Consider the following 20218-nt stretch of genomic DNA (forward strand, 5'->3'; position numbering starts at 1 on the left):
CTTTACCTCCAACTTTTACGAAGAACCGTATAAATACCGATACAAATAAGTATAATGCCGCCGCCAAATAATAATATTACTGTTATACTAATTGGCTCTGCATTCATTGTTTCATTACTTGCTACTTCATCTGCACTTTTTCTCACAATGTATTCACTGCTAAACAAACTATTTTTCGTATCTTTAACACTATTATTCTCTTTTTGTTTTATAAAAAGAGAATCTCTTAAAGATTCCATCTCTTTTTGTTCTTTCTTTTTCTTTTTTTGAATTTCTTCTTCTATATCTTTATTAAATAATTCAATTGATGCTTTATCTAATTCCGTTTCCTTATGTTCCTTTTTATTTTTTTCTTGGTCTTTATCTTCAAAGCGATCTACTTTAAACTGAATCTTTCCATCATCACCAAGATAACTGTCGGCCGCGCTCCTTATCGGTAGCGCGACAAACAGTAAAAGGAAACAAATAAATGATAACTTAACCACTATGCTCCATTGTTTGATCATTTACTTCTTTTTCCTCCCATTTCTTGTGCCATACAAATAGATTACTAGCTAATCCTATAATGGCAATTACAAACAATACGATAAAAATAAATTTTCCAGTATCTTTACCGCTAATAAAATCATTTAAAAAACCTTCTATATATTGAAGTGGTGAAAATTGACGCATTTTACCTACAGAAGACATTTGATCTACTTTACTTCCAACTGCTTCAGTTAAAAATAGATACATACTTAAAAATACTAATAAGATAAACATCCCTACCATTTTTATTTGTCGCAGTAAGTATGTTGAAACTAGTACAAACGCCATCATAATAAATGTGATAAACGCAATCCATAGTAAACTTTGATCCTGACCGAATTTTAAAAGACGGCCTGAAATGATTCCTATACTAATTCCTTCCACAATCGATATTCCAAATGCTACTACTGTAGTTGGTACATTCATATCAATTAAAGAGAATCTCTCTTCAAAATGATCTGATTGCGTTCGTTTCTTTTCTTGATTGGCAATTGCGTATGCTGTAAATAGCGCAACAATGAAACAAGTTAATACGATTAAGTACGGTGTAAAAGCATTACCTGCTACAATTACCCCATCATTTTGTTTCTGAACTGGACTAGATAAAAACTCATATAGCATTTCATTTTGACGATCTCCAATACGACTATTTGCCAAAATCTTCGTAAAGTTTTTCGAGAATGCTTTGTCATCTTCCATTTTCTTCGTAAAATCATTTAATAAAGAATCTGCTTTTGAAACAATTGTCGTTCCGCTTTCTTGAATTTCTTTTGCTTGTCCATTAATTTGATCAAATGTTTTATATACATCATCTGATGTCGCTAAACTATGCTTCGAACTCTCTACTAATGACTGCGTTTGCATCGTTAAAGATTTAATACCAGAGTCTAATGATAGTACAGCTGTTTGTTCACCTGCATTATTAGTCGTTAATACTTGTTGTTCTTCAGCTAACTTTAAGCTACTCTCACGCCATTTCGCTAAACCTTTTAAATATTCACCTAAATTTTGATTCATACTAGTTGCTTGTTGCATCGTTTCATTTAATTTCTCTGCTAGTAGCATTGAATTTTGATCTGCACTAGTAATGAGCTGTTGGTAAGAGTCCATTTTTTGTTTTAAACCAATCATATCTTGTTTTACTTCACTCGTAATACTAGCTGATACAAGATTTGAAATTAAATCAATTACACTTTGCTTATTTAACATATAGTACAATGAATGATCAGTAGCAATCGCATCTAAACTTCCCTCTTCAAGCTTAGGCCCCACATCATTCGTTCTTAAATCAATACCATAATACATTTGATAAAGACTCATTAAACCTTGATAACTTTGAACGGTCTCGACTGCTTCTTTAATTAATACATTAGATGTATTATCTGTTAACTTCTCAGTTTTTTGATGTACAATATAATTATTTGTACGTTCAATAACTGTTGAGCCACCACCTTGATTTGGGTTTCCTCCGTTTCCGTTATCTGTCCCCGTTCCGCCTCCTGGGTTTCCTCCGTTTCCGTTATCTGTTCCCGTTCCGCCTCCTGGGTTTCCTCCGTTTCCGTTATCTGTCCCCGTTCCGCCTCCTGGGTTTCCTCCGTTTCCGTTATCTGTCCCCGTTCCGCCTCCTGGGTTTCCTCCGTTTCCGTTATCTGTCCCCGTTCCGCCTCCTGGGTTTCCTCCGTTTCCGTTATCTGTCCCCGTTCCGCCTCCTGGGTTTCCTCCGTTTCCGTTATCTGTCCCCGTTCCGCCTCCTGGGTTTCCTCCGTTCCCGTTTTCTGTTCCCGTTCCGCCTTCTGGGTTTCCTCCGTTTCCGTTATCTGTCCCCGTTCCGCCTCCTGGGTTTCCTCCGTTTCCGTTATCTGTTCCCGTTCCGCCTTCTGGGTTTCCTCCGGTGTTATTATTATTCTGTTCTGTCTTTTGAATGATAGGCTTGTTAACAGTGTGTACTAGCGGCATTATTCCATACTGCGCTTTATTAACTACATTTTCTACTTTGCTGTTTCCTGTTTTTGTTCCTTCATTCTCTTTATTTGGTTCTTCTTTATTTGGTTCTTCCTTATTTGGTTCTTCTTTTCCAGTACTAGTTTCTTTCTCGTAATTACCATTCAATTTCCATTCCCACGTTATTGGAGAGAAAACATCTATATTGATATTTGGATCTATTAACTTCACATGGAGGCTAATTTTCAAATCTCCTTCATTACGTGCTGATATTGTAATTGATCCGTTTTGTTGAAATTCACTTGTACGGTCCACACCATCAATTAATAATGAATCTGTACTTCCATAGAGCTCAAAGCCACTAGGTATACTTATATTCATAGTTTGCGAAGAATCCATTCCAATTACTTTCGCTGTATCGTTGAATATAATTCCATCTTTAGATAAGCTTTCTTTTATTTCTTTAATTGAATTCCCTAAAGATATTTTATTTACAGGGTCATAATAAAAGTTATTTTCTTTATTATATTTATTCGTAAATTTGATTACGTTTTTCAGTTGTAATTTCGTTACATCCGGCAAATCACTTTGAACGATTTCTTCCATGTTCAAACTAGGCAACTTCGCAATTAAATTTTCAATTTGTTGTTTAATACGAAGATCTGGTTGTTTCATTAACGAATTTATAACTACTTCATGTTGTCCATCATTTGATATAGACTTTTGTAATCGTTTAAGAATTGTCGCTTGTATGTCACTCTCTAATTTCCCTGCAAGTTCTGTATCATATTCTGACACTTGTTTTTTTACATCTGTTAAATATTTTTGTATCGCTGAAGCATCTGCTAAAATACTAGGATCTTTCTCTGAAAGCGTAAATTGATTTGCGATAATTTTATTTGCAGATTCCAATGCGCTTAACTGCTTTAAAGTATCCCCTGAATTCATATCGCTCATATACTGATTAAATTGATTTGTAAAATTATTCGCTAACAGATTATTATCAGTTTGCATTTTTTGAAAGTTATTAAATCCTTCTAAATACGTATTATTAGATTTATTACCTTCATCTAAAGCTTGACCAAACCCTTTTAAAACATCTTGGAATCCTTTAAAACTATTAACAGAAATACCAGTGTAATCTTGTACCGTTTTAAATTGATTTGTATAATTTGCCAAAGGACTATGTACATCTTTTTTGTACATAGTTGTTTGAGCGGTTCCTTTTTCAATTATTTTACCTATATTATCTTGTGCACCTTGTAACTTACCGATAATACTTGCAAAATAAACATCGATGATTTGCTTATTAAAATCCTCTAAGATAGCAGAGGCTGTATTTTCTGCCTCAGCTTTCAAATCTTTATTTCCAGTTGCATTTACTTTGTAATTTAATGTTAATTTCTCTGGAAGTTCTGAATCAATCGCAACAGCTTTTCTTGAAAAATCGTTAGGTATTACAATCATCATATTGTAATTATTATTTTTCAAACCACTTTCTGCTACACCACGACTCACTACGTACCATTCTTGTTTCGTGTTTTTATTTACATTTTTTACAAATTGATCTCCAAACGCTATTTTATTCCCTTCAAATACAGTACCTTGATCTTCATTTACCAATGCAACTGTCATTTTGGGCGTGGTGTTCTCATTTGCTTTTTTAACATTTTGGTTTAACGCTAAATAGGAGATCCCTGTTGATAACACAAGAGCTAAAATAATAAACAACAAGATGCTCCACTTGAACTTTTTCACTACTTATCACTCCTGCAACTGCGAGTCTATTAAGTTAAAGACTTCGTATCTTACTCTAGTTTTAAAGTAATTTAGCCATACAACCTATAGTTGCATGGCTAAATTATATATTTCTTTTTTATCTGTCTTATTGTAGACCGAAATTACGAGAAAGATCTTCGTCATGTCTTGCAACAGCTTCTGCAGTTTTATTAAGCTGCATATTAATTTCTTGTAATAGCTGTGCGAAGTTTTGTACTTTTGGCTTTAATTGATTGAACTGTTGATCAAAGCCTTCGAAAGCACGACCTTCCCATTCTCCTCTTAATTCATTTTGTAAGTTTTGTAATTGACGTAAAATGTCCTCAATTTGATTTGCACTTTGTCCATATCGAGTCGCTTTCGATTTAAGCTCCTCTGGTGACATGCGAATTTGTCCTGCCATTATTAAATCCCCCTTAAAATTTAAAAATAGTAAAATTAACCAATAATCAATTCTACAAATTGATTATATCAATAATTTAAAAATTTCTAAACAAAAAAATGATATTTTTCCAAATTTTCTCTTTTATTATAATAACATTATATTATATAATTCCAATTTATCATTTTTGAGGCATACTCTATAAAGCGACTATAAATTTAAAGAAAACCTTTTATTTTATATATCTTTAAGAACTTATCCATTTTTAATTTCAACAATAAATTGTTTACTAAATCATGATTTTCCCATCTCCACTGACTGTTCTTTCTCACCAATCAAATTTTTAAGCAAATTGTGCTATTCCAGCTTCAAAAGCTTCCTTGTCATTATTAATCACCCCAAATAACGCTTCCTGAAGCGCAAATGTACTTTTATAAAAATATATTCTTTCCTTTACTTCTTCCAAATTGGGATAATAAGCTGAAAAGAATTGTAAAAACCCCTCTCCATAGCCAGCTAATATCCCAGCAAAATCATAAGCAGGATCTCCAATACTTGCACCACCAAAATCTATGACTCCAGAAATATCCTGTTTTGTTGCACTATATAAAATATTTGTCATACCAAAATCCCCATGAATAAGACTGGGTGTAAAATTAAAATGACTCTCTTCATTTAAATACGTTTCAAAAGATAATGAAACTTCTTTTTTTGCCTCTTCTCTCATGTATGGATAAACATAATCTTTCAATTGACTATATAAACTATTTATTTCTGAATACATATCAGCACTATCATATTGCATAATACCTTCAAATGTAGATAACGGAATTTCATGCAACTCTTTTAAAAATCCCGCCAATGTGCACGCAAGTTTCTGTAATTGTTTCTCTTCATTTATTCCCGTAAAGATATTTTTCCAAAATGGGTCTCCTTCAATCATTTCATATCCTGCAAATACTTTCCCTGGTACTTCATCTTGAAACCCTTGATAACTCGGGTTGGGAATTTGAAGCGTAATGAAGGGTCTTATTTTCTCTAGCAACTGCGTTTCTATTCGCAGTTGCTGAATACCTTTTTCATATTTCGGAAACCGAAATACTATATTATCATTTACAATTAATACATCATTATTTTGGCCTATTTCATTTATATAAGCGGATCTTATTTTTAATTCTGGATATACTCTTTGTAAATACGAAATATACTCATTTTCTTTTCTCATTCTTTCCCTCCTCCCACTCACAATATTTTTCTCACTTCAAAGTCATAATTACCTGTCTTTCAACAAAACCAAACTCTTCGTACATCTCTTTTGCAAAATTCCCAGCAAATACATTCAAACGAATTTCTGAATAATTCTTTTGTAATTCCTTAATACCAGCCTCCATTAATTTTCTTGATAACCCTTTCCCGAGGTACTCTGGAAAAACATACAATTCGTATATAAACCCTAGTTTGTCATGAGAAAAATAGTCCGTATTTTCCCCTATCAATATCCATCCCATTACATTGTTTTCTTCTTTAACGACTAAATAATACGCTCCTTTTTCTACAATCGGCCTTGTAATTTCAATCGCTTTCTCTGTATTTAACCGACAATTTCCTCTCGTACCTTCAAAAAGCGATTGAGCTGCATATTGTATTATTTCGTCCGTTTCTTTCCGGTTTGCCTTTTCTATCATTTTTCACAACTCTCCTCTTTAATAGGCATTAATATCGCTCGTTCAAGATCCTCCGCTTCCATAACAATTGCCATTAATCCATGCTCTGTACTTGTCTCATGAAATTCGCCCTTCTCCCAAAACACAGCCTGTCCCGCCTTCACCTTCACTTTTTCTTTATCTGCTCCGCATACATATCCTTCTCCGTCCACAATAAGAAGCAGTTGCGATACAACTGCTTCATGATATCCAATTATTCCATTCTCTTTTAAATGCATAGCACCGATATGTATATTCCCTTGATGGTTTACTATTTTCGACATTATGAAATTAGATTGAAATGCTGTAATTTGCTTTCCTACTTTTTCACTAAAATCAAAAATCTTCACTTCTAGTCCTCCTTATATGTATAAAACCATCCTTACTGTCTGCATCATATGTCCTTCAAAATCTTCTTCAAATTCCTCTAATTGCGCAAAACCTTTCGCTTTATAAAAACGTTTTCCTTTTTCATTCGCTGCTTCTACATGAATGTATAGTTTCCGAATTCCTTTTAATACCGTTAACCCTTTTTGTAATAAAGCACTTCCTATCCCTTTCCCTTGTTGATCTGGTAACAAATAAATCGCGCCTAATTCTGCTTCGTTTTGCAGTCTAACAGGTGAAAAATTTGCAAAGCCAATTACTTCTCCCTCTTCTTCTGCAACGAATAAATGTGTATTCTCAAGACGATATTTCATTTTTTCGTCAGAATAAGCCTCGTCTAAAAAACTGTCTTGAATCTCTCCCGGAATAATGCCTTCGTATGTATCATGCCAAGCTATTTTCGCTACTGATTGTACAGCATGAATATCTTCTTGCTTCATTTCTCTAATTACATATGTCATCTCGATGTCTCCATTCTCTTTACATTATATTCTGCTAATATACTAGAAGAAATGGCAGAACCATTTTCATAATCCACCTTAATTAATTTTAATTTTTCAACGCTTCCCATTCTTCACGAATCATTCCCATTCGAATAGAGTCATAGTACGTTCCGTTATAATAACGGCATTTGCGCATTCTACCTTCTAAGCTCATTCCTATTTTCTCCGCTACTTTCATCATACGTTCATTACCAGACCAAGTCGTGAGCCCTACTCTACCAATCTCCATCTTTTCAAATAGTAAATCCCGATATAACGTTAACGCTTCTGTACCGTAACCGCCATTCCAGTAAGCCGGATTATAAATGACAATTCCCATCTCCAACCAACGCGTCGGTTTATACTCCCAATAAAATCCGACCGTCCCTATAACTTGACCGTTATGTTCTATAATTAAATTGGATAGCGGTTCTTCTTTTAAACGAGTTTGCATCTTTTCCTTATAGGCTGAGTATTCTTGCATCGAAAACGGAAAATACGGTGCATCCCATTTTTTCCATTCTGGATTTTCTTCTTTAAACACGAGATTCCATAATGTTTTTATATCTGATTCTTCAATTGTACGAATTGTTACTCTATCCCCTTTTATGATTACGCTTTTCATAATTTCCTCCTACACTCCTCTTTATTTCATATATAATTATAATGTTTTTTCTGAAAAATCAAAACAGATATCGTTTATTATATTGTATAATTTTGTTATAAGATACCAATTATTCATGTAGAAAGCTGGTGATTCAATGAATAATCGATTTAGTATTACTTTATTTCTCACTATTGTTACGACAAATATTATTCTCTATTTCTTCTTACCATCAAATATTGTTACGAAATGGGACTTCAATGGAACGCCTACATCAACAATGGATAAAGCTACTTTTGTTATCGTAAATATAATTATATGTTCTTTCGTATTCTTTTTATTTTTAGCTTTATCTAAAGCAGCGAGTAATCAGAAATTTCTCCTTTGGATCGGCAATACTATTTTACTATTCTTATTTTTTGTCGATATTGTCATTGCCCTTATCGCTCTTGGCTTTTCACTTCCTCTTGATCATTTTATATTTTTAGGATTAGGGCTTTTATTTATATTAATAGGTTATTTCAGTTCCAAAATTGATACGACTGAATCAACTGTTTCATTGGAATGGAATGATAAGCACCTCGAAAAAAGAGCTTCAAATATTTGTAGTATTTCAATGATAATAGCAGGTATTTTACTAGCGGGGCTTCCATTTATCGTTTCTACTCCTTATAGAGGTTATGCTATACTAACAATTATTTTAGGAATGACGCTTGTCATTTTACCGAGTACGATTTATTTACTTATTAAAGATAGCAAGCAATCTACTTCTTAAAAAAAATAGGAGGTTACATCCCTCCTATTTCAGCTAAATATTTTCTTTTTCGTCTTTTCTATCTCAACTAAAATCCCTTTCTCTATCCAGCCTTCTACTCCATCTTTTTTAATTAAATCATATCCTGAGCAGCTACCATCAATGAGAGAAACAATATCCCCTTTTTTTACGCTTATTTGCGCACAAGATATATCCGTTTTCACTGTGTATTCACCTGAATCAAGTTGCTTAATATATTCATCTTTCACATAAAGTAATGTATTCGTTTCCCTTTGCCTGCATATTGTGTAATCTTGCTTCTTCTCCATAGGCTCTATGTAATAATGTGGATAGGTAACCCCGCCCTGCATTGTTGCATCGGCATGAAAATCTGCTATTACTTCATATTCTGGAAAATAGTCTACATATGTATAAGAAAACTTATCACTTGCACTTGCACTTGCACTTGTCCTCTGAATGATAAATGCATTTAATTGTCCTGCCTCTTTAATCGTATTTCCACCGTCAATTGCAATAATCTTTTTTTCCTTATCAATAACAGGATTGTTAGATGGTGCCTTCTCTGAATAGTTTACAACAGGCCAATGACCGACAACTACATACTTATTTGCTTTATGTGATTGATTGAAAAACTCCGGCATTGCTATCGCATTTTTTCGTTCTGTCTCTTTCCAATCTTCTCTATCTTCAAGGCCAGCATGTACAAAGATATAATCCTCCGTTTCAATCGCTGTTGGTAATTCTGTTAGCCACTTTATTTCTTTTGAGAAATGGCTCATTAATTTTGTTTTCAATTCACGGATATCACTTTCTTTATGAACGTTAATATTCAATTGCGCTAGCCATTCATTAAAAATTGTATTTTTTCGCGTACACAAATAATTTATTAAAGCAGGATTTTCATTTACAAGTGCTTCAACTACAACTTCACAATTCCCTTCTATTACATACACATTTGGCTTACTAACTACTAGATCCATCACATAGTTTACGACGCCAATACTATTTCTTCCTTTCTCACAAAGATCGCCATTAATAATTAAATAATCTTCATCTTGAAAATTAACTTTATGTAGTAGTTCCTTAAAAAGGTCTAATTCTCCATGAATATCAGAAATAATGATGACTCTTACATCATTTGGTATAGATAATTTCTTTATTTTTTCCAAGTATAAACGCCCCTAACATTCTCTAAATTCAAGATTCCATTTTAAATTTCTAATATTCGACAAATCATATCGCTAGACCTATCCCTAGCTCAAAACTGAAAAAGAAAATAGGTTCCATATATTTTTACACACGGAACCTACTTAGTATTATAACTCTTTATAAAAAGAATAACTTACCTTATTAAAGCCCTCTCTTTCATAAAAACGATGTGCATCAATTCTTGGAAATGCAGATGTAAGTACGATAGAACTGCACCCTTCTTCTTTCCCCCATTTTTCTACATATGACAGCAGAACATTACCATACCCTTTTGATCTATGAGCTTCCGCGGTTACAAGGTCATATACATAAACATGTTTCTCATTATAAAAATTCGTACAAATTGCTACACCAGCTAGACTAACAACTTCATTCTCTTCGTTACGCAGCGAAAATAGTTTATAATTTTCTTCTTTCATTTTTTGAAATAAAGAACTTGCTTCTTCTCTTGAAAGTTTTGTTCGTAATTGCTGTAATACGGGAAATACTTCATGTAAATCAGCTTCTGTTACTACTTCTTTAATATTCATTATGATTCTCCCCTTACTATTTATAAAATTTTCTAAATGTTATATCATCATTATAGAAAGTAACTGCCCTTAACTTAAGTGACAGTTCTATTCTTTTTTATAAGGCCAGTATAAAAAGGAGCGTCTACAAATGGATCTGACTATCCCATTAGTGTTACAAAATAAAACACCTATTTACTTACAAATTTACGAATATATGAAACGAGAAATCTCTCATGGATCACTACGTGCCGGTACACGTCTTCCTTCTCACAGAAATTTAGCTATGCAACTTAATGTGAGTCGTATTACAGTTGAATCCGCTTATCAACAATTACTAGCTGAAGGTTACGTAGAAAGCAAACCGAAACGCGGGATTTTTGTTGCGGAAGTAGATATTGATGTCATTCAAAAGAAACAACAAATTGCGTCAAGCAGTACTAACAATAAAGAAAAAGAACAATATGATTATGATTGTAGTCAAGGACTTATTGATCAAAAAGCTTTTCCCATAACAAACTGGAAAAGAGCGTTACACGAAACTTTATTTCAGTATGAAAATGAATTATTTGCTAAAGAAGATCCACAAGGTGAGCTCGTTCTACGAGAACATATTTCAAAGTATTTATATCATGCTCGCGGGGTACATTCTTCACCTGATCAAATTATTATTGGAGCAGGTACGCAGCCTCTTCTTTGGCTACTCCTTCAACTACTTGGTTCAAAAAAAGAATACGGAATCGAAAATCCTGGATTTCACCGTATACCTGCTATGATTCAAAGTTGTGGCCTTCCTGTTCACCCGATCCCTTTAGACGATAAAGGGATTCATATTTCCGCTTTACGTGAATCCGGTTCCAATGTGGCATATGTCACTCCATCTCATCAATTTCCACTCGGAATCATTATGCCATTATCTAGAAGACTCGAGTTATTAAAATGGGCGAATGATTGTAATGGTTATATTATTGAAGATGATTACGACGGGGAATTTCGCTATATAGGAAAACCTATTCCTTCTTTACAAGGGCTAGATTCAAATGAACGTGTTATTTATATGGGAACTTTCTCGAAATCTTTTTTACCTTCTTTACGAATGGGATATATCGTTTTACCACCTCATCTTTTAAAAGTCTATAAAGAACTTGGTGGTATGTTTAAACAAACTGTCTCTACAATGCAACAACTTACCTTCGCCACCTTTATTCAAAATGGGGATTGGGAACGTCATCTTAACCGAAGTCGTACGTTATATAAAAGAAAACATATTTCTTTAATTAAATCTATTAAAAGCGAAATGGGAAATAACGTGCATATACTCGGTGAACAATCCGGGCTTCATATTGTACTTCACGTTCATAACGGGATGAATGAACAAGAACTTATTCATGCAGCTGCAAAAGAACGTATTAAGTTATACCCTCTCTCCACATACGATTCTGTTTATAATGTAAGGGAGGAGTCATATATATTGCTCGGTTTTGGCAGTATTCCAGAGGAATGTATTGAAACTGTTGTCAAATTACTGAAAAAAGCGTGGTTCCCTAAATAAAAATAGCTCCACGCAAGTTATACTTACGTGGAGCTATTTTTATGCACTATTTTTCTGATCTCATTGCCCTTCCCGGACGTTTGACACCAGTTGTTTCTGTTGAATAGGAAGCTTCAATAATAGCAGTTGGATCTACAGAGAGAACGAGATCTTTCATTTTCGGATAAATGAAACGGTTTGTAATACAATAAATGATTCTCTTATGTTCTCCTAAAAAACCACCTTCTCCATGTAGATACGTAACGGATAATTGCAATTCTTTCATAAGTAGATCGCCTATTTCTTTATTTTTACCAGAAATAATCATAACGCTCTTTCCTTGATTAATGCCATCTAATATGAAATCAATCATCTTCGTAACAATATAGAAAATTGCTAATGAGAACATCGCTTGTTCAATTGAAAACAAAATGGCAACAAAGATGAAAATAACCGCATTTACAGCAAGTAAAAATGTACTAATCGGCACTTTAAAATGTTTATTCATCCAAACAGCTAACATTTCTGATCCATCAATTGCTCCGCCCATTTTTACTACAATTCCTACACCAACACCAAATAGAACTCCTCCATAAAGAACAATTAACAATTCAGAAGTTGTAATTGCTGGAAATGGTTTCAAATAAATCAATCCGAGTGTTGTCACAACATTTGCATAGGACGTACGGATAAAGAACTTCTTTCCCATTACTTTTGCAGTAAATAATAAAATCGGGATATTAATCCCCAAGAACACTCCATAAAGCGGCAATCCTGCAACTTTATTCGCCATAATAGCAATGGCTGTTACCCCGCCATCTACTAATCCATTAGGCGCTAAAATAAGCTCTAATGAACCTGCTACAATAATTGAGCCAATTGTTAATAATACGTATTCAAATACTTTCTTCATTCATTACCCCCAAAACTTATATATTTTCTTAGTATTATTTTAACGTAATTTCTCTACTAATACAAAGATATCAGTTTATATACACAAAAGTTTCACCTTTATAGTGATTTTTATGTAATTTTTTATTGAAACACACTTACCCATTGTAGTAAGTGTGCCTCAAACATTTATTTAAGTTTCAAGTACGAATTCATTTTCATTTTAAATATTTCATCAACTGCCCTTTTATATCCACCAGCCTTTCGAAGTGACTCTCCAACTTTACGACTATTTTCCTTAAACGTTACATCATTCATCACTTTCTTTACAGACTCTCGTAACAATTCAGAAGTGAGTTCTTTACGATTTAGCCTTATTCCAGCCCCTACTTCATTTACTCGTTTCGCAACTAAAGGCTGATCTCCTGTTACCGGAATTACAACTAACGGGACACCGTAATATAGTGCTTCACTCGAACTATTCATACCACCGTGTGTCACGAATACATCAGCATGCTGTAATACTTCTAACTGTGGCACATAATTATACAACTTAAAGTTATCCGGAATGTTTTCAATTTGACTTATATTTATCTTCTTACCAACAACTAATACGACTGTCTCTTCTACATCTTTAAAAGCTTCAAAACATTTTTCATATAGCTCAGGTTGTTCATTAAAAACTGTTCCCATAGAAATGAAAATCACTTTTTCATCTTTTAAATGTTCAATAGGAAAGCTACCTACTTCTTTTCGAGTAGCAATTGATGGACCGACAAACTTATATGATTCATCAAATACATCTGAACGCGGCTGATATTCTTTTGAAGTATACACAATCGTAATATCACCAGGATGGTTCATAATATCATACATACTAGTACACTTCATTCCATACTGCTTATTCCATTTTTCCATTCCCGCTAAACAAGATTGATACAATGGATTCATTTCATCTACTTCTCTTGATTCATGTTCATCGTTAAAAGTAATGTACTGATTAAAAGCAAACGTTGTACAAGAAGAAACACTAGGTAATTTTAAAACATTGGCTATAATACGTCCTACTGGAAAATGATTATCATATATCAAATAATCGTACTTTTCCCCTTTTGTTTCTTCTACAATTTGAGTAACAATACGTTCTGATGCTTCCATCATATGAGATAGCATCGTCAAAGGACTCCCACCTTCATTTACTCGCTCCATAATATTAATTTGAGAGAGAAAATTCTCAAACTCTCGGAATTGTGCACCTGTTGCTTCAATCTTCTTTCTAAAATCTTCAATACAATACGAAACAACTGTCTCCCCTCGCCGAATTAACTCACTTACAATAGCTAAAGTCGGATTTATATGACCTTCTCCAGGGAAATTTATTACGAGTACGTTTGCCATCATATCCTCTCCTATCTAATATTATTAATAATTAATTATATTAATTAATTTAAAACTATTATAAAGGAATCTATTCTATTTCTTCACATTTTTCTCTTCATTTTATTATTGAGAAATATTTTTCATAACCTACTTTATACTCCTATTGAAAGTGTGCTTAGTTCTTCATTTACTGAAAAATATGAGATTTATATTTTGTATTTTTACAGATTTATCATTCAAAAATTATTTTGATAATTCATACAAAAGTAGAAAAATATAATTTTCACACTGATTTCTCACCGTAAATTTATTTAAGTTCTATGTTGTCCCTATCATTATCCACTTCGTACACATTCTGTTATATAATGAATTTATCGAATTTACAGAAAAAGGAGCGATTTCATGCTACAACAACTATTCGCTTCACCTATTTTATCTATTCAAACTTTACACCCAGGTTATGAAGAACATGCAAGCGATGTATTTCTTGTTAAAACAGCATTTGAAGAAGTTATTGTTCGTTCCTCAAAAATGACTGAAGAACCAAACAATGATTTTTGGTGGGGATGTAAAAACCTATTTGGAATTGATCCGAGGAACGTACATCATTTAGAGCATATACACGAATTATTGAAAAAGCATACTAACTTGCCCATCCCCACTATTTTACAAAAACATGTTTTAAATGGTCGGAAGTTTGTTAGTGTCGAAAAACTAACAGGAAATACGCTGCAATCCTTTATCGGACAATCTGATTCAATTTTATTCAGCCTTGGAAAAGGACTAGCAGAAATTCATTCGTTTCAAGCAAAGTTTATAGGAAACCCACCAGGTACTTTCCAAGTTCCACTAGAAGAATGTAAGTCTCACATATTAAAAGTCAGTAAAGAACTTGTAAATAGATTTTATTCCAATAATGCGAGCATCCGTAACGCATTTCCTACTTTTGAACAACAACTTTCTTCCTTACCGGTACCAAAGGAATCTACGCTCGTTTTAATTGATATGGACCCTACTCAGTTTTTATCAGATGGTACAACTATTACAGGTTTAGTAGATACAGAAGCTTACGCAGTTGCTCCCCGAGAATTTGATTTTATCGGCTTAGAATATGTATTTACAGAAAAGGAAGCTCATGCTTTTAAACAAGGTTATGAAACCATCATGCCTATTCCTAATCTTGTAGCATGTAGACGTCCTTATCGATATTTGTACCGTTTATTATCTGTTCAGGGCAGTGTGGAGTTAGGAAAGTGGCTAAATCATCCATCCTATTTTTAAATACGAAGGTGAGGGGTTGTGAAATGAATATTGAACGAAAGAAATCTTTAACAGTAAACGAAATTCAGCAAATGAAAGATTTAGCTCATATTTGCGAGCAACACGATCAAATTGATTACTCTTCAGATTTACATGTAAACTTTTTAACTGCTCGTAATAAAGAAGAGATACATGACTTTTTACTCTATGACGATACTCAATTAGTCGGTGCATTAAGTATGTATGACTTTGAAAGACCTACCAAACTTGAGTTAATAGGCTTTGTTCATCCGAACTATAGGAAACAATATATAGGTACTACTCTTTTACAAACCGCAATGAAAGAAATACGATTAAGAGAGGCAGACGAAGCTCTTCTTATTATGAATGGGGAGTCTGCTTCTGGGAAAGCATTTGCAATACATATGAAGCTGCCTTATTTATATAGTGAATATAGTATGGAGTTCAAAGCAAATGAAGCGCAAAAAAGAACGAAGAATGCTATACAACTTACTCTTGCATCTTCAAAATCACTGCTTGATCTGATTGAAATTTCTAGTAAATCGTTTGGAGATTCAGTAGAAAACACCGCTACATGGTTACAAAAGATGATGGATTCATCTTCCCATCAAGTTTACAGTGCTCTTATCGATGAAAAAGTGATAGGAACAATTACAGTTTCTAAAGAAGACCAATCTACTACACTATCAGGATTCGCCGTTCACCCTTCTTATCAAGGGAAAGGATACGGTAAAGATATTCTTACGTCCATGATACATACCCTTATTACAAAAGGAGTTTCAACAATTAAATTAGACGTCGAAACGAAAAATAACAATGCTTTAAAACTATATACACAATGTGGTTTTGAAATGAAAGCGAAGCATGACTATTATAATGTAAAGAATTTCGGGGTAAATACATATGTCTAAAAAACTAATATATTCTGATTATGATATTTTCGCATCCATTTATAATAAACATTGGGGGCATTATGCTGAACACTCCTATCTACTTTTGGAAAAACTCATTTTACAATATGCACCACCACATTCTCATATTTTAGATCTTTGCTGCGGGACTGGTCACCTTACTAAGAAATTAATTGAGAATCATTTTGTAGTAACTGGTATAGATGGTTCTGCTCAAATGATTGAATACGCACGTCAAAACGCTCCAGACGCAGCCTTTATCGTCGATGATGCTCGCTATTTCAATATAAATGAGCAATTTCAATATGTTATCTCTACTGGCGATAGCTTAAACCATATTTTAAAATTAGATGAATTAAAAAGTGTTTTTCGTAATGTTTATTCTATATTACATAGTGAAGGTACATTCGTATTTGATATGAATATGGAAAAAGGTTTTCTAGAAAACTGGAGCGCTTCCTTTCACATTTCAGAAACGGAATATGTTTGTACAATCGATTCTACATATGATAATGACAATAAAAAAGCAGTCATGAACTTTATACTATTTCAACATGACATAGATAATAATTGGACAAGAAGTGACTTTTCTTTTGAAGAAGCTTGTTATTCCAATGAAGAAATAATTTCTTCGCTAGAATCCGTAGGTTTTAAGGACATTCAATCACACGGTACAAACAGAGCATTTTTCATTTGTCAAAAATAAAAAAAACTGAATCATAACGATTCAGTTTTTTCTTAGTATATTTACAATAGCAGTCGTTTCATTATTTTCTTTATATACACGTGGAATTCTTCTGTCTAACATACATGTAACTTCATAGTTAATTGTACCTAACATATCCGCTATTTCTTCTACTGCAATATTTTCTTCGCCTTGTTTACCGTAGAATACTACTTCGTCTCCCACTTGTACTGGCATTGCTTTTGAAACGTCTAACATGAGCTGATCCATACAAACACGACCAATAACAGGTACTCGAACTCCATTTATTAATGCATACCCTTTATTAGATAACTGACGGTTATAGCCATCCGCATAACCAATCGGTATAGTGGCAATCCATTCTTCACCAGTCGTTACATACGTATTCCCATAACTTACACCGCGATTTTTCTTTGCATGCTTAATATGAGCTACTTTTGATTTTAACGACAACGCAGGCTGCAGAGAAACAACTGAATGATCTACCTCTTTTGAAGGATACATTCCATAAATTCCAATACCTACACGAACCATATTTTGAAATGTATTGCTAAGTTCCATTGAACCTGCACTATTTGAACTATGAATATATGGAATATGAATTCCTAATTCTTTTGCTGTATTGACAGCTTTTTCAAATAAACTTGTTTGCATATTCGTATATGATTTATCGATTTCATCTGCCGTAGAGTAATGTGTAAACATTCCTACTACCTCTACATACTCCATACGTTTTAATTCCTCTAAAAATGGTTTAACCTCTTCTTCCTGTAAACCAATGCGACTCATTCCTGTATCAATTTTCACCTGAATTTGCGCCTTCTTTTGTAGACGGTTTGCGATTTCATTTATACCTTGTAAATCTTCACTTCTATAAACAGTCATCATTACATCATATTGAATTGCTTCTTCCGCAGATGCTACTGACGTATAGCCTAAAATTAAAATCGGCACGTTAATTCCTGCTTCTCTTAACTCTATCGCTTCATCTACAAATGCAACTGCAAGCTGATTTATTCCTGCTTCAATAGCAGCTTTTGCAACTTCAACTGCCCCATGACCATACCCATTCGCTTTTACAGCAGCCATCATTGCAATATTTTCATCATTCACACGTTTTTTAAATTCTTTTACATTATGTTTTACTGCATTTAAGTCAACTTCAACAATTGTATCTCTTCCATATTTCAAACTCATTGGTCTAACTCCTAACTCAATAATTGCATTCCATTCTATTTCACGTTTCATATGACCTTTTACAATATAATACTTTTCAATATGCTAGTCAAACTACTAGAATTTTCGGAATTTTGAGCATGATATAATATCCTCAAGAAACTATTATATACGGAGAAGAGGAGAATTACAATGTTTGTACAATCTGCATTACACCAACTACAAGTTGCTGTTGATACTTCTATTCAAATGCTTAACCGATATAAAGAAGACGAATTAAAAATACAACCCATTCACTCGAAGCGATCATTTTTTGAAATGTGTGCACATCTTTCTCTTATTTGCCATGCTGATTTACTCATTTTAAATGGTAGTACGGAAAAAGAGTTACGTACCTTTTATTTAGAACATACACCAGAAACAATTGCGTACATGCAACAAATAATGCTTGAAGGATACAACCTTCTCTCTAAAACATTTCTTTCCTATTCCCATGAAGAATTAGCGGCAGTTATGACTGCCTATTGGGGTGTTTCTTATTCTCGGTTTGAATGGTTACTTGAAATTGTTGCACACTTTTATCATCATCGTGGACAAATACATATTTTATTATGCGAGCACATTAAAGATCCTAACGTACCTTTATTTCAATAAAGGTACGTTAGACGACACAATGCTTTTCTAAGGCAAATAAAATACCACCTTCACTCGCCTTCTTTGTAACGAAATCAGCTCTTGTTTTTAACTCTTCTCCGCCATTCCCCATCGCAATACCTAATCCTACATACTCTAACATCTCAATATCATTGCTACCGTCACCAAAAGCAATGGCTTCTGATTTGCAAATGTTTAGGTGTTCTAATACCTTTTGAATTGCAGTTACCTTCGATACTTTATTATCTTCCAACACATTCATAACATAACCGTGAAAACGTTCAAACGTAAGTGCTGGATATCTTTCAAGAAATTTTTGAGCTTCTATTTCATCTGCATACAGACATAAACAATAGATTTCTTCTGACAAATTCCTGCTTTTTTCTGGATACTTCTCTAAATTCAACGTCTCGCTAAGCGCTTGCATTACACGTCCATTATGTGCGGCTATTCCGTTCATTGCAAAATCCTCTGTAAAATAAGAAACACCGTGACCATGTAATGCAGCAAACTCTGAGAGATCATGAACGATTTCACTTGAAAGTACTGATTTATGTATAACTGTTTCCCCACACTTGATATGTGCACCATTTGCAGAAATAATTGTATTTATGCCCAGCGCATTAAATTGTGAGCATAAACTATACGGTCTCCCTGTCGTAACAACTACATGAATCCCTTTATCTATTAACCTAAGTATCGCTTCTTTTGTACTTTCGTGCATACTTCTATCAATCTCACTTAAAAGTGTACCGTCAACATCGAAAAATACAACTTTGTACATAATTCTCTACATCCCGTGCAAATGATTCGTATCATTAATGAAATGTACCGTTTTTTGTTCACCGTCAATTTCAATTAAGCTTATTCCCGTATCTCCCATTTTAAAATAATAGTCCATTGAAATTGGCATTTTGAAAAACGCACGTAATAGACTATTTATTACACCACCGTGTGCAACGATTGCAATTCGGTCATATGTATTCTCCGTCACGATTTTAGAAAAGATGCCTTCTATTCTCATTCTAAATCCAATAAATGATTCCCCGTTTTCAAAACGATCATGAAGAAACTGTGGCTCGGGATATTTCTTAGCTTCTTCAAATGAAAGACCTGCTTGCACTCCATTATTGAACTCCATTAATTCCTCTTCTAATTGAATTGGACACCCAATTCCCTCTGCTAACGTTTCACCAGTTTCACGAGCACGTTTTAATGTACTTGCCCAAATGAAATCTGGTGGAAAATCTGCTTTCACTTTCTGTACAAGTCTTTGCACCTGCTCTCTTCCCTTTTCTGTTAATTCAAAGTCAGCTCGTCCTTCATGTACGTTTAAAATATCAGCTTCTGATTCTCCGTGGCGTATTAGTAGTATTTGCATGTTTCTTC

Annotated in this window: 21 protein-coding genes and 1 pseudogene; 6 read left to right on the forward strand and 16 right to left on the reverse strand. The window is 33.7% G+C overall.

Features of this window, described 5'->3' with window-relative positions; translation table 11 throughout:
* Positions 1–2: 2 nt before the first annotated feature.
* The 9 genes and pseudogenes from essA to QCI47_RS17775 all read right to left on the reverse strand — a co-directional run bounded on the left by essA (position 3) and on the right by QCI47_RS17775 (position 7827).
* Positions 3–506 carry a type VII secretion protein EssA gene (essA, locus tag QCI47_RS17735; RefSeq protein WP_000595664.1) on the reverse strand — a complete coding sequence of 168 codons (504 nt, stop codon included), beginning with the start codon at positions 504–506 and terminating at the stop codon, positions 3–5.
* Complete coding sequence (esaA, locus tag QCI47_RS17740; RefSeq protein WP_353811899.1) at positions 478–4227, reverse strand: type VII secretion protein EsaA; 3750 nt, start codon at positions 4225–4227, stop codon at positions 478–480. Before esaA ends, essA begins: the two co-directional genes overlap by 29 nt.
* Positions 4228–4354: 127 nt before the next feature.
* Positions 4355–4651, reverse strand: coding sequence for a WXG100 family type VII secretion target (locus QCI47_RS17745; protein ID WP_000918605.1), 297 nt, complete (start codon positions 4649–4651; stop codon positions 4355–4357).
* Positions 4652–4973: 322 nt separating this feature from the next.
* Positions 4974–5855 carry a phosphotransferase family protein gene (locus QCI47_RS17750; protein WP_001990263.1) on the reverse strand — a complete coding sequence of 294 codons (882 nt, stop codon included), beginning with the start codon at positions 5853–5855 and terminating at the stop codon, positions 4974–4976.
* A 31-nt stretch (positions 5856–5886) separates the two neighbouring features.
* Positions 5887–6315, reverse strand: a complete 429-nt coding sequence (locus QCI47_RS17755; RefSeq protein WP_309422783.1) for a GNAT family N-acetyltransferase — start codon at positions 6313–6315, stop codon at positions 5887–5889.
* Positions 6312–6683: a cupin domain-containing protein gene (locus QCI47_RS17760; protein ID WP_000688088.1), complete on the reverse strand. Its 372-nt coding sequence runs from the start codon at positions 6681–6683 to the stop codon at positions 6312–6314. Before QCI47_RS17760 ends, QCI47_RS17755 begins: the two co-directional genes overlap by 4 nt.
* 12 nt (positions 6684–6695) lie before the next feature.
* Positions 6696–7181, reverse strand: a complete 486-nt coding sequence (locus tag QCI47_RS17765; protein ID WP_000222818.1) for a GNAT family N-acetyltransferase — start codon at positions 7179–7181, stop codon at positions 6696–6698.
* A pseudogene (locus tag QCI47_RS17770) lies at positions 7178–7291 on the reverse strand (2'-5' RNA ligase family protein); the annotation flags it as partial. The gene QCI47_RS17765 and the pseudogene QCI47_RS17770, both read right to left, overlap by 4 nt.
* Positions 7270–7827 carry a GNAT family N-acetyltransferase gene (locus tag QCI47_RS17775; protein ID WP_061130910.1) on the reverse strand — a complete coding sequence of 186 codons (558 nt, stop codon included), beginning with the start codon at positions 7825–7827 and terminating at the stop codon, positions 7270–7272. The gene QCI47_RS17775 and the pseudogene QCI47_RS17770, both read right to left, overlap by 22 nt.
* Positions 7828–7963: 136 nt before the next feature.
* Here QCI47_RS17775 and QCI47_RS17780 point away from each other — a divergent pair, with 136 nt between their 5' ends.
* Complete coding sequence (locus QCI47_RS17780) at positions 7964–8581, forward strand: DUF1648 domain-containing protein (protein ID WP_001065185.1); 618 nt, start codon at positions 7964–7966, stop codon at positions 8579–8581.
* A 29-nt stretch (positions 8582–8610) separates the two neighbouring features.
* Here QCI47_RS17780 and QCI47_RS17785 read toward each other — a convergent pair whose 3' ends face one another.
* Entirely contained in the window at positions 8611–9750 is a 1140-nt protein-coding gene (locus QCI47_RS17785) for a metallophosphoesterase (RefSeq protein ID WP_353811901.1), read from the reverse strand.
* Positions 9751–9897: 147 nt separating this feature from the next.
* Positions 9898–10320 (reverse strand): GNAT family N-acetyltransferase, encoded by a 423-nt coding sequence (locus tag QCI47_RS17790; protein ID WP_001021919.1) that lies wholly within the window; start codon positions 10318–10320, stop codon positions 9898–9900.
* Between the two features lie 130 nt (positions 10321–10450).
* Between QCI47_RS17790 and pdxR the strand changes: the two genes are divergently transcribed.
* Positions 10451–11851, forward strand: a complete 1401-nt coding sequence (pdxR, locus tag QCI47_RS17795; protein WP_309422782.1) for a MocR-like pyridoxine biosynthesis transcription factor PdxR — start codon at positions 10451–10453, stop codon at positions 11849–11851.
* A 46-nt stretch (positions 11852–11897) separates the two neighbouring features.
* On the opposite strand, the gene QCI47_RS17800 is transcribed toward pdxR, so the two are convergent.
* Together QCI47_RS17800 and QCI47_RS17805 are read right to left on the reverse strand one after the other, a co-directional pair.
* The gene (locus QCI47_RS17800) at positions 11898–12743 is read right to left on the reverse strand and encodes a YitT family protein (protein ID WP_000755132.1); all 846 of its coding nucleotides are present in this window, start codon (positions 12741–12743) and stop codon (positions 11898–11900) included.
* Between the two features lie 167 nt (positions 12744–12910).
* Entirely contained in the window at positions 12911–14119 is a 1209-nt protein-coding gene (locus QCI47_RS17805; RefSeq protein ID WP_071742453.1) for a macrolide family glycosyltransferase, read from the reverse strand.
* Between the two features lie 384 nt (positions 14120–14503).
* Here QCI47_RS17805 and QCI47_RS17810 point away from each other — a divergent pair, with 384 nt between their 5' ends.
* The 3 genes from QCI47_RS17810 to QCI47_RS17820 are packed head-to-tail and all read left to right on the forward strand — an operon-like array spanning position 14504 to position 16999.
* Positions 14504–15382, forward strand: coding sequence for a hypothetical protein (locus tag QCI47_RS17810; RefSeq protein ID WP_000941346.1), 879 nt, complete (start codon positions 14504–14506; stop codon positions 15380–15382).
* A 23-nt stretch (positions 15383–15405) separates the two neighbouring features.
* A complete protein-coding gene (locus QCI47_RS17815; protein ID WP_309422781.1) occupies positions 15406–16293 on the forward strand; it encodes a GNAT family N-acetyltransferase in 888 nt (295 codons plus the stop codon).
* Positions 16286–16999 (forward strand): class I SAM-dependent DNA methyltransferase, encoded by a 714-nt coding sequence (locus tag QCI47_RS17820; protein WP_071742461.1) that lies wholly within the window; start codon positions 16286–16288, stop codon positions 16997–16999. The genes QCI47_RS17815 and QCI47_RS17820 overlap by 8 nt, the downstream gene beginning before the upstream one ends.
* Before the next feature lie 21 nt (positions 17000–17020).
* On the opposite strand, the gene alr is transcribed toward QCI47_RS17820, so the two are convergent.
* Positions 17021–18196 (reverse strand): alanine racemase, encoded by a 1176-nt coding sequence (alr, locus tag QCI47_RS17825; RefSeq protein ID WP_309422780.1) that lies wholly within the window; start codon positions 18194–18196, stop codon positions 17021–17023.
* Between the two features lie 171 nt (positions 18197–18367).
* On the opposite strand from alr, the gene QCI47_RS17830 reads away from it, so the two are divergent.
* Positions 18368–18829, forward strand: a complete 462-nt coding sequence (locus QCI47_RS17830) for a DinB family protein (protein ID WP_071679457.1) — start codon at positions 18368–18370, stop codon at positions 18827–18829.
* A 7-nt stretch (positions 18830–18836) separates the two neighbouring features.
* Here the strand turns inward: QCI47_RS17830 and QCI47_RS17835 are convergent, their stop codons facing one another.
* Together QCI47_RS17835 and QCI47_RS17840 are read right to left on the reverse strand one after the other, a co-directional pair.
* The gene (locus QCI47_RS17835; RefSeq protein ID WP_076868412.1) at positions 18837–19613 is read right to left on the reverse strand and encodes a Cof-type HAD-IIB family hydrolase; all 777 of its coding nucleotides are present in this window, start codon (positions 19611–19613) and stop codon (positions 18837–18839) included.
* A gap of 6 nt (positions 19614–19619) precedes the next feature.
* On the reverse strand, positions 19620–20210 hold the full coding sequence (locus QCI47_RS17840) for a histidine phosphatase family protein (protein WP_309422779.1): 591 nt from the start codon (positions 20208–20210) through the stop codon (positions 19620–19622).
* Between the last annotated feature and the right edge of the window lie 8 nt (positions 20211–20218).

It is taken from the genome of Bacillus cereus group sp. RP29, from assembly GCF_040459765.1.
Taxonomy (GTDB): Bacteria; Bacillota; Bacilli; order Bacillales; family Bacillaceae_G; genus Bacillus_A; species Bacillus_A paranthracis.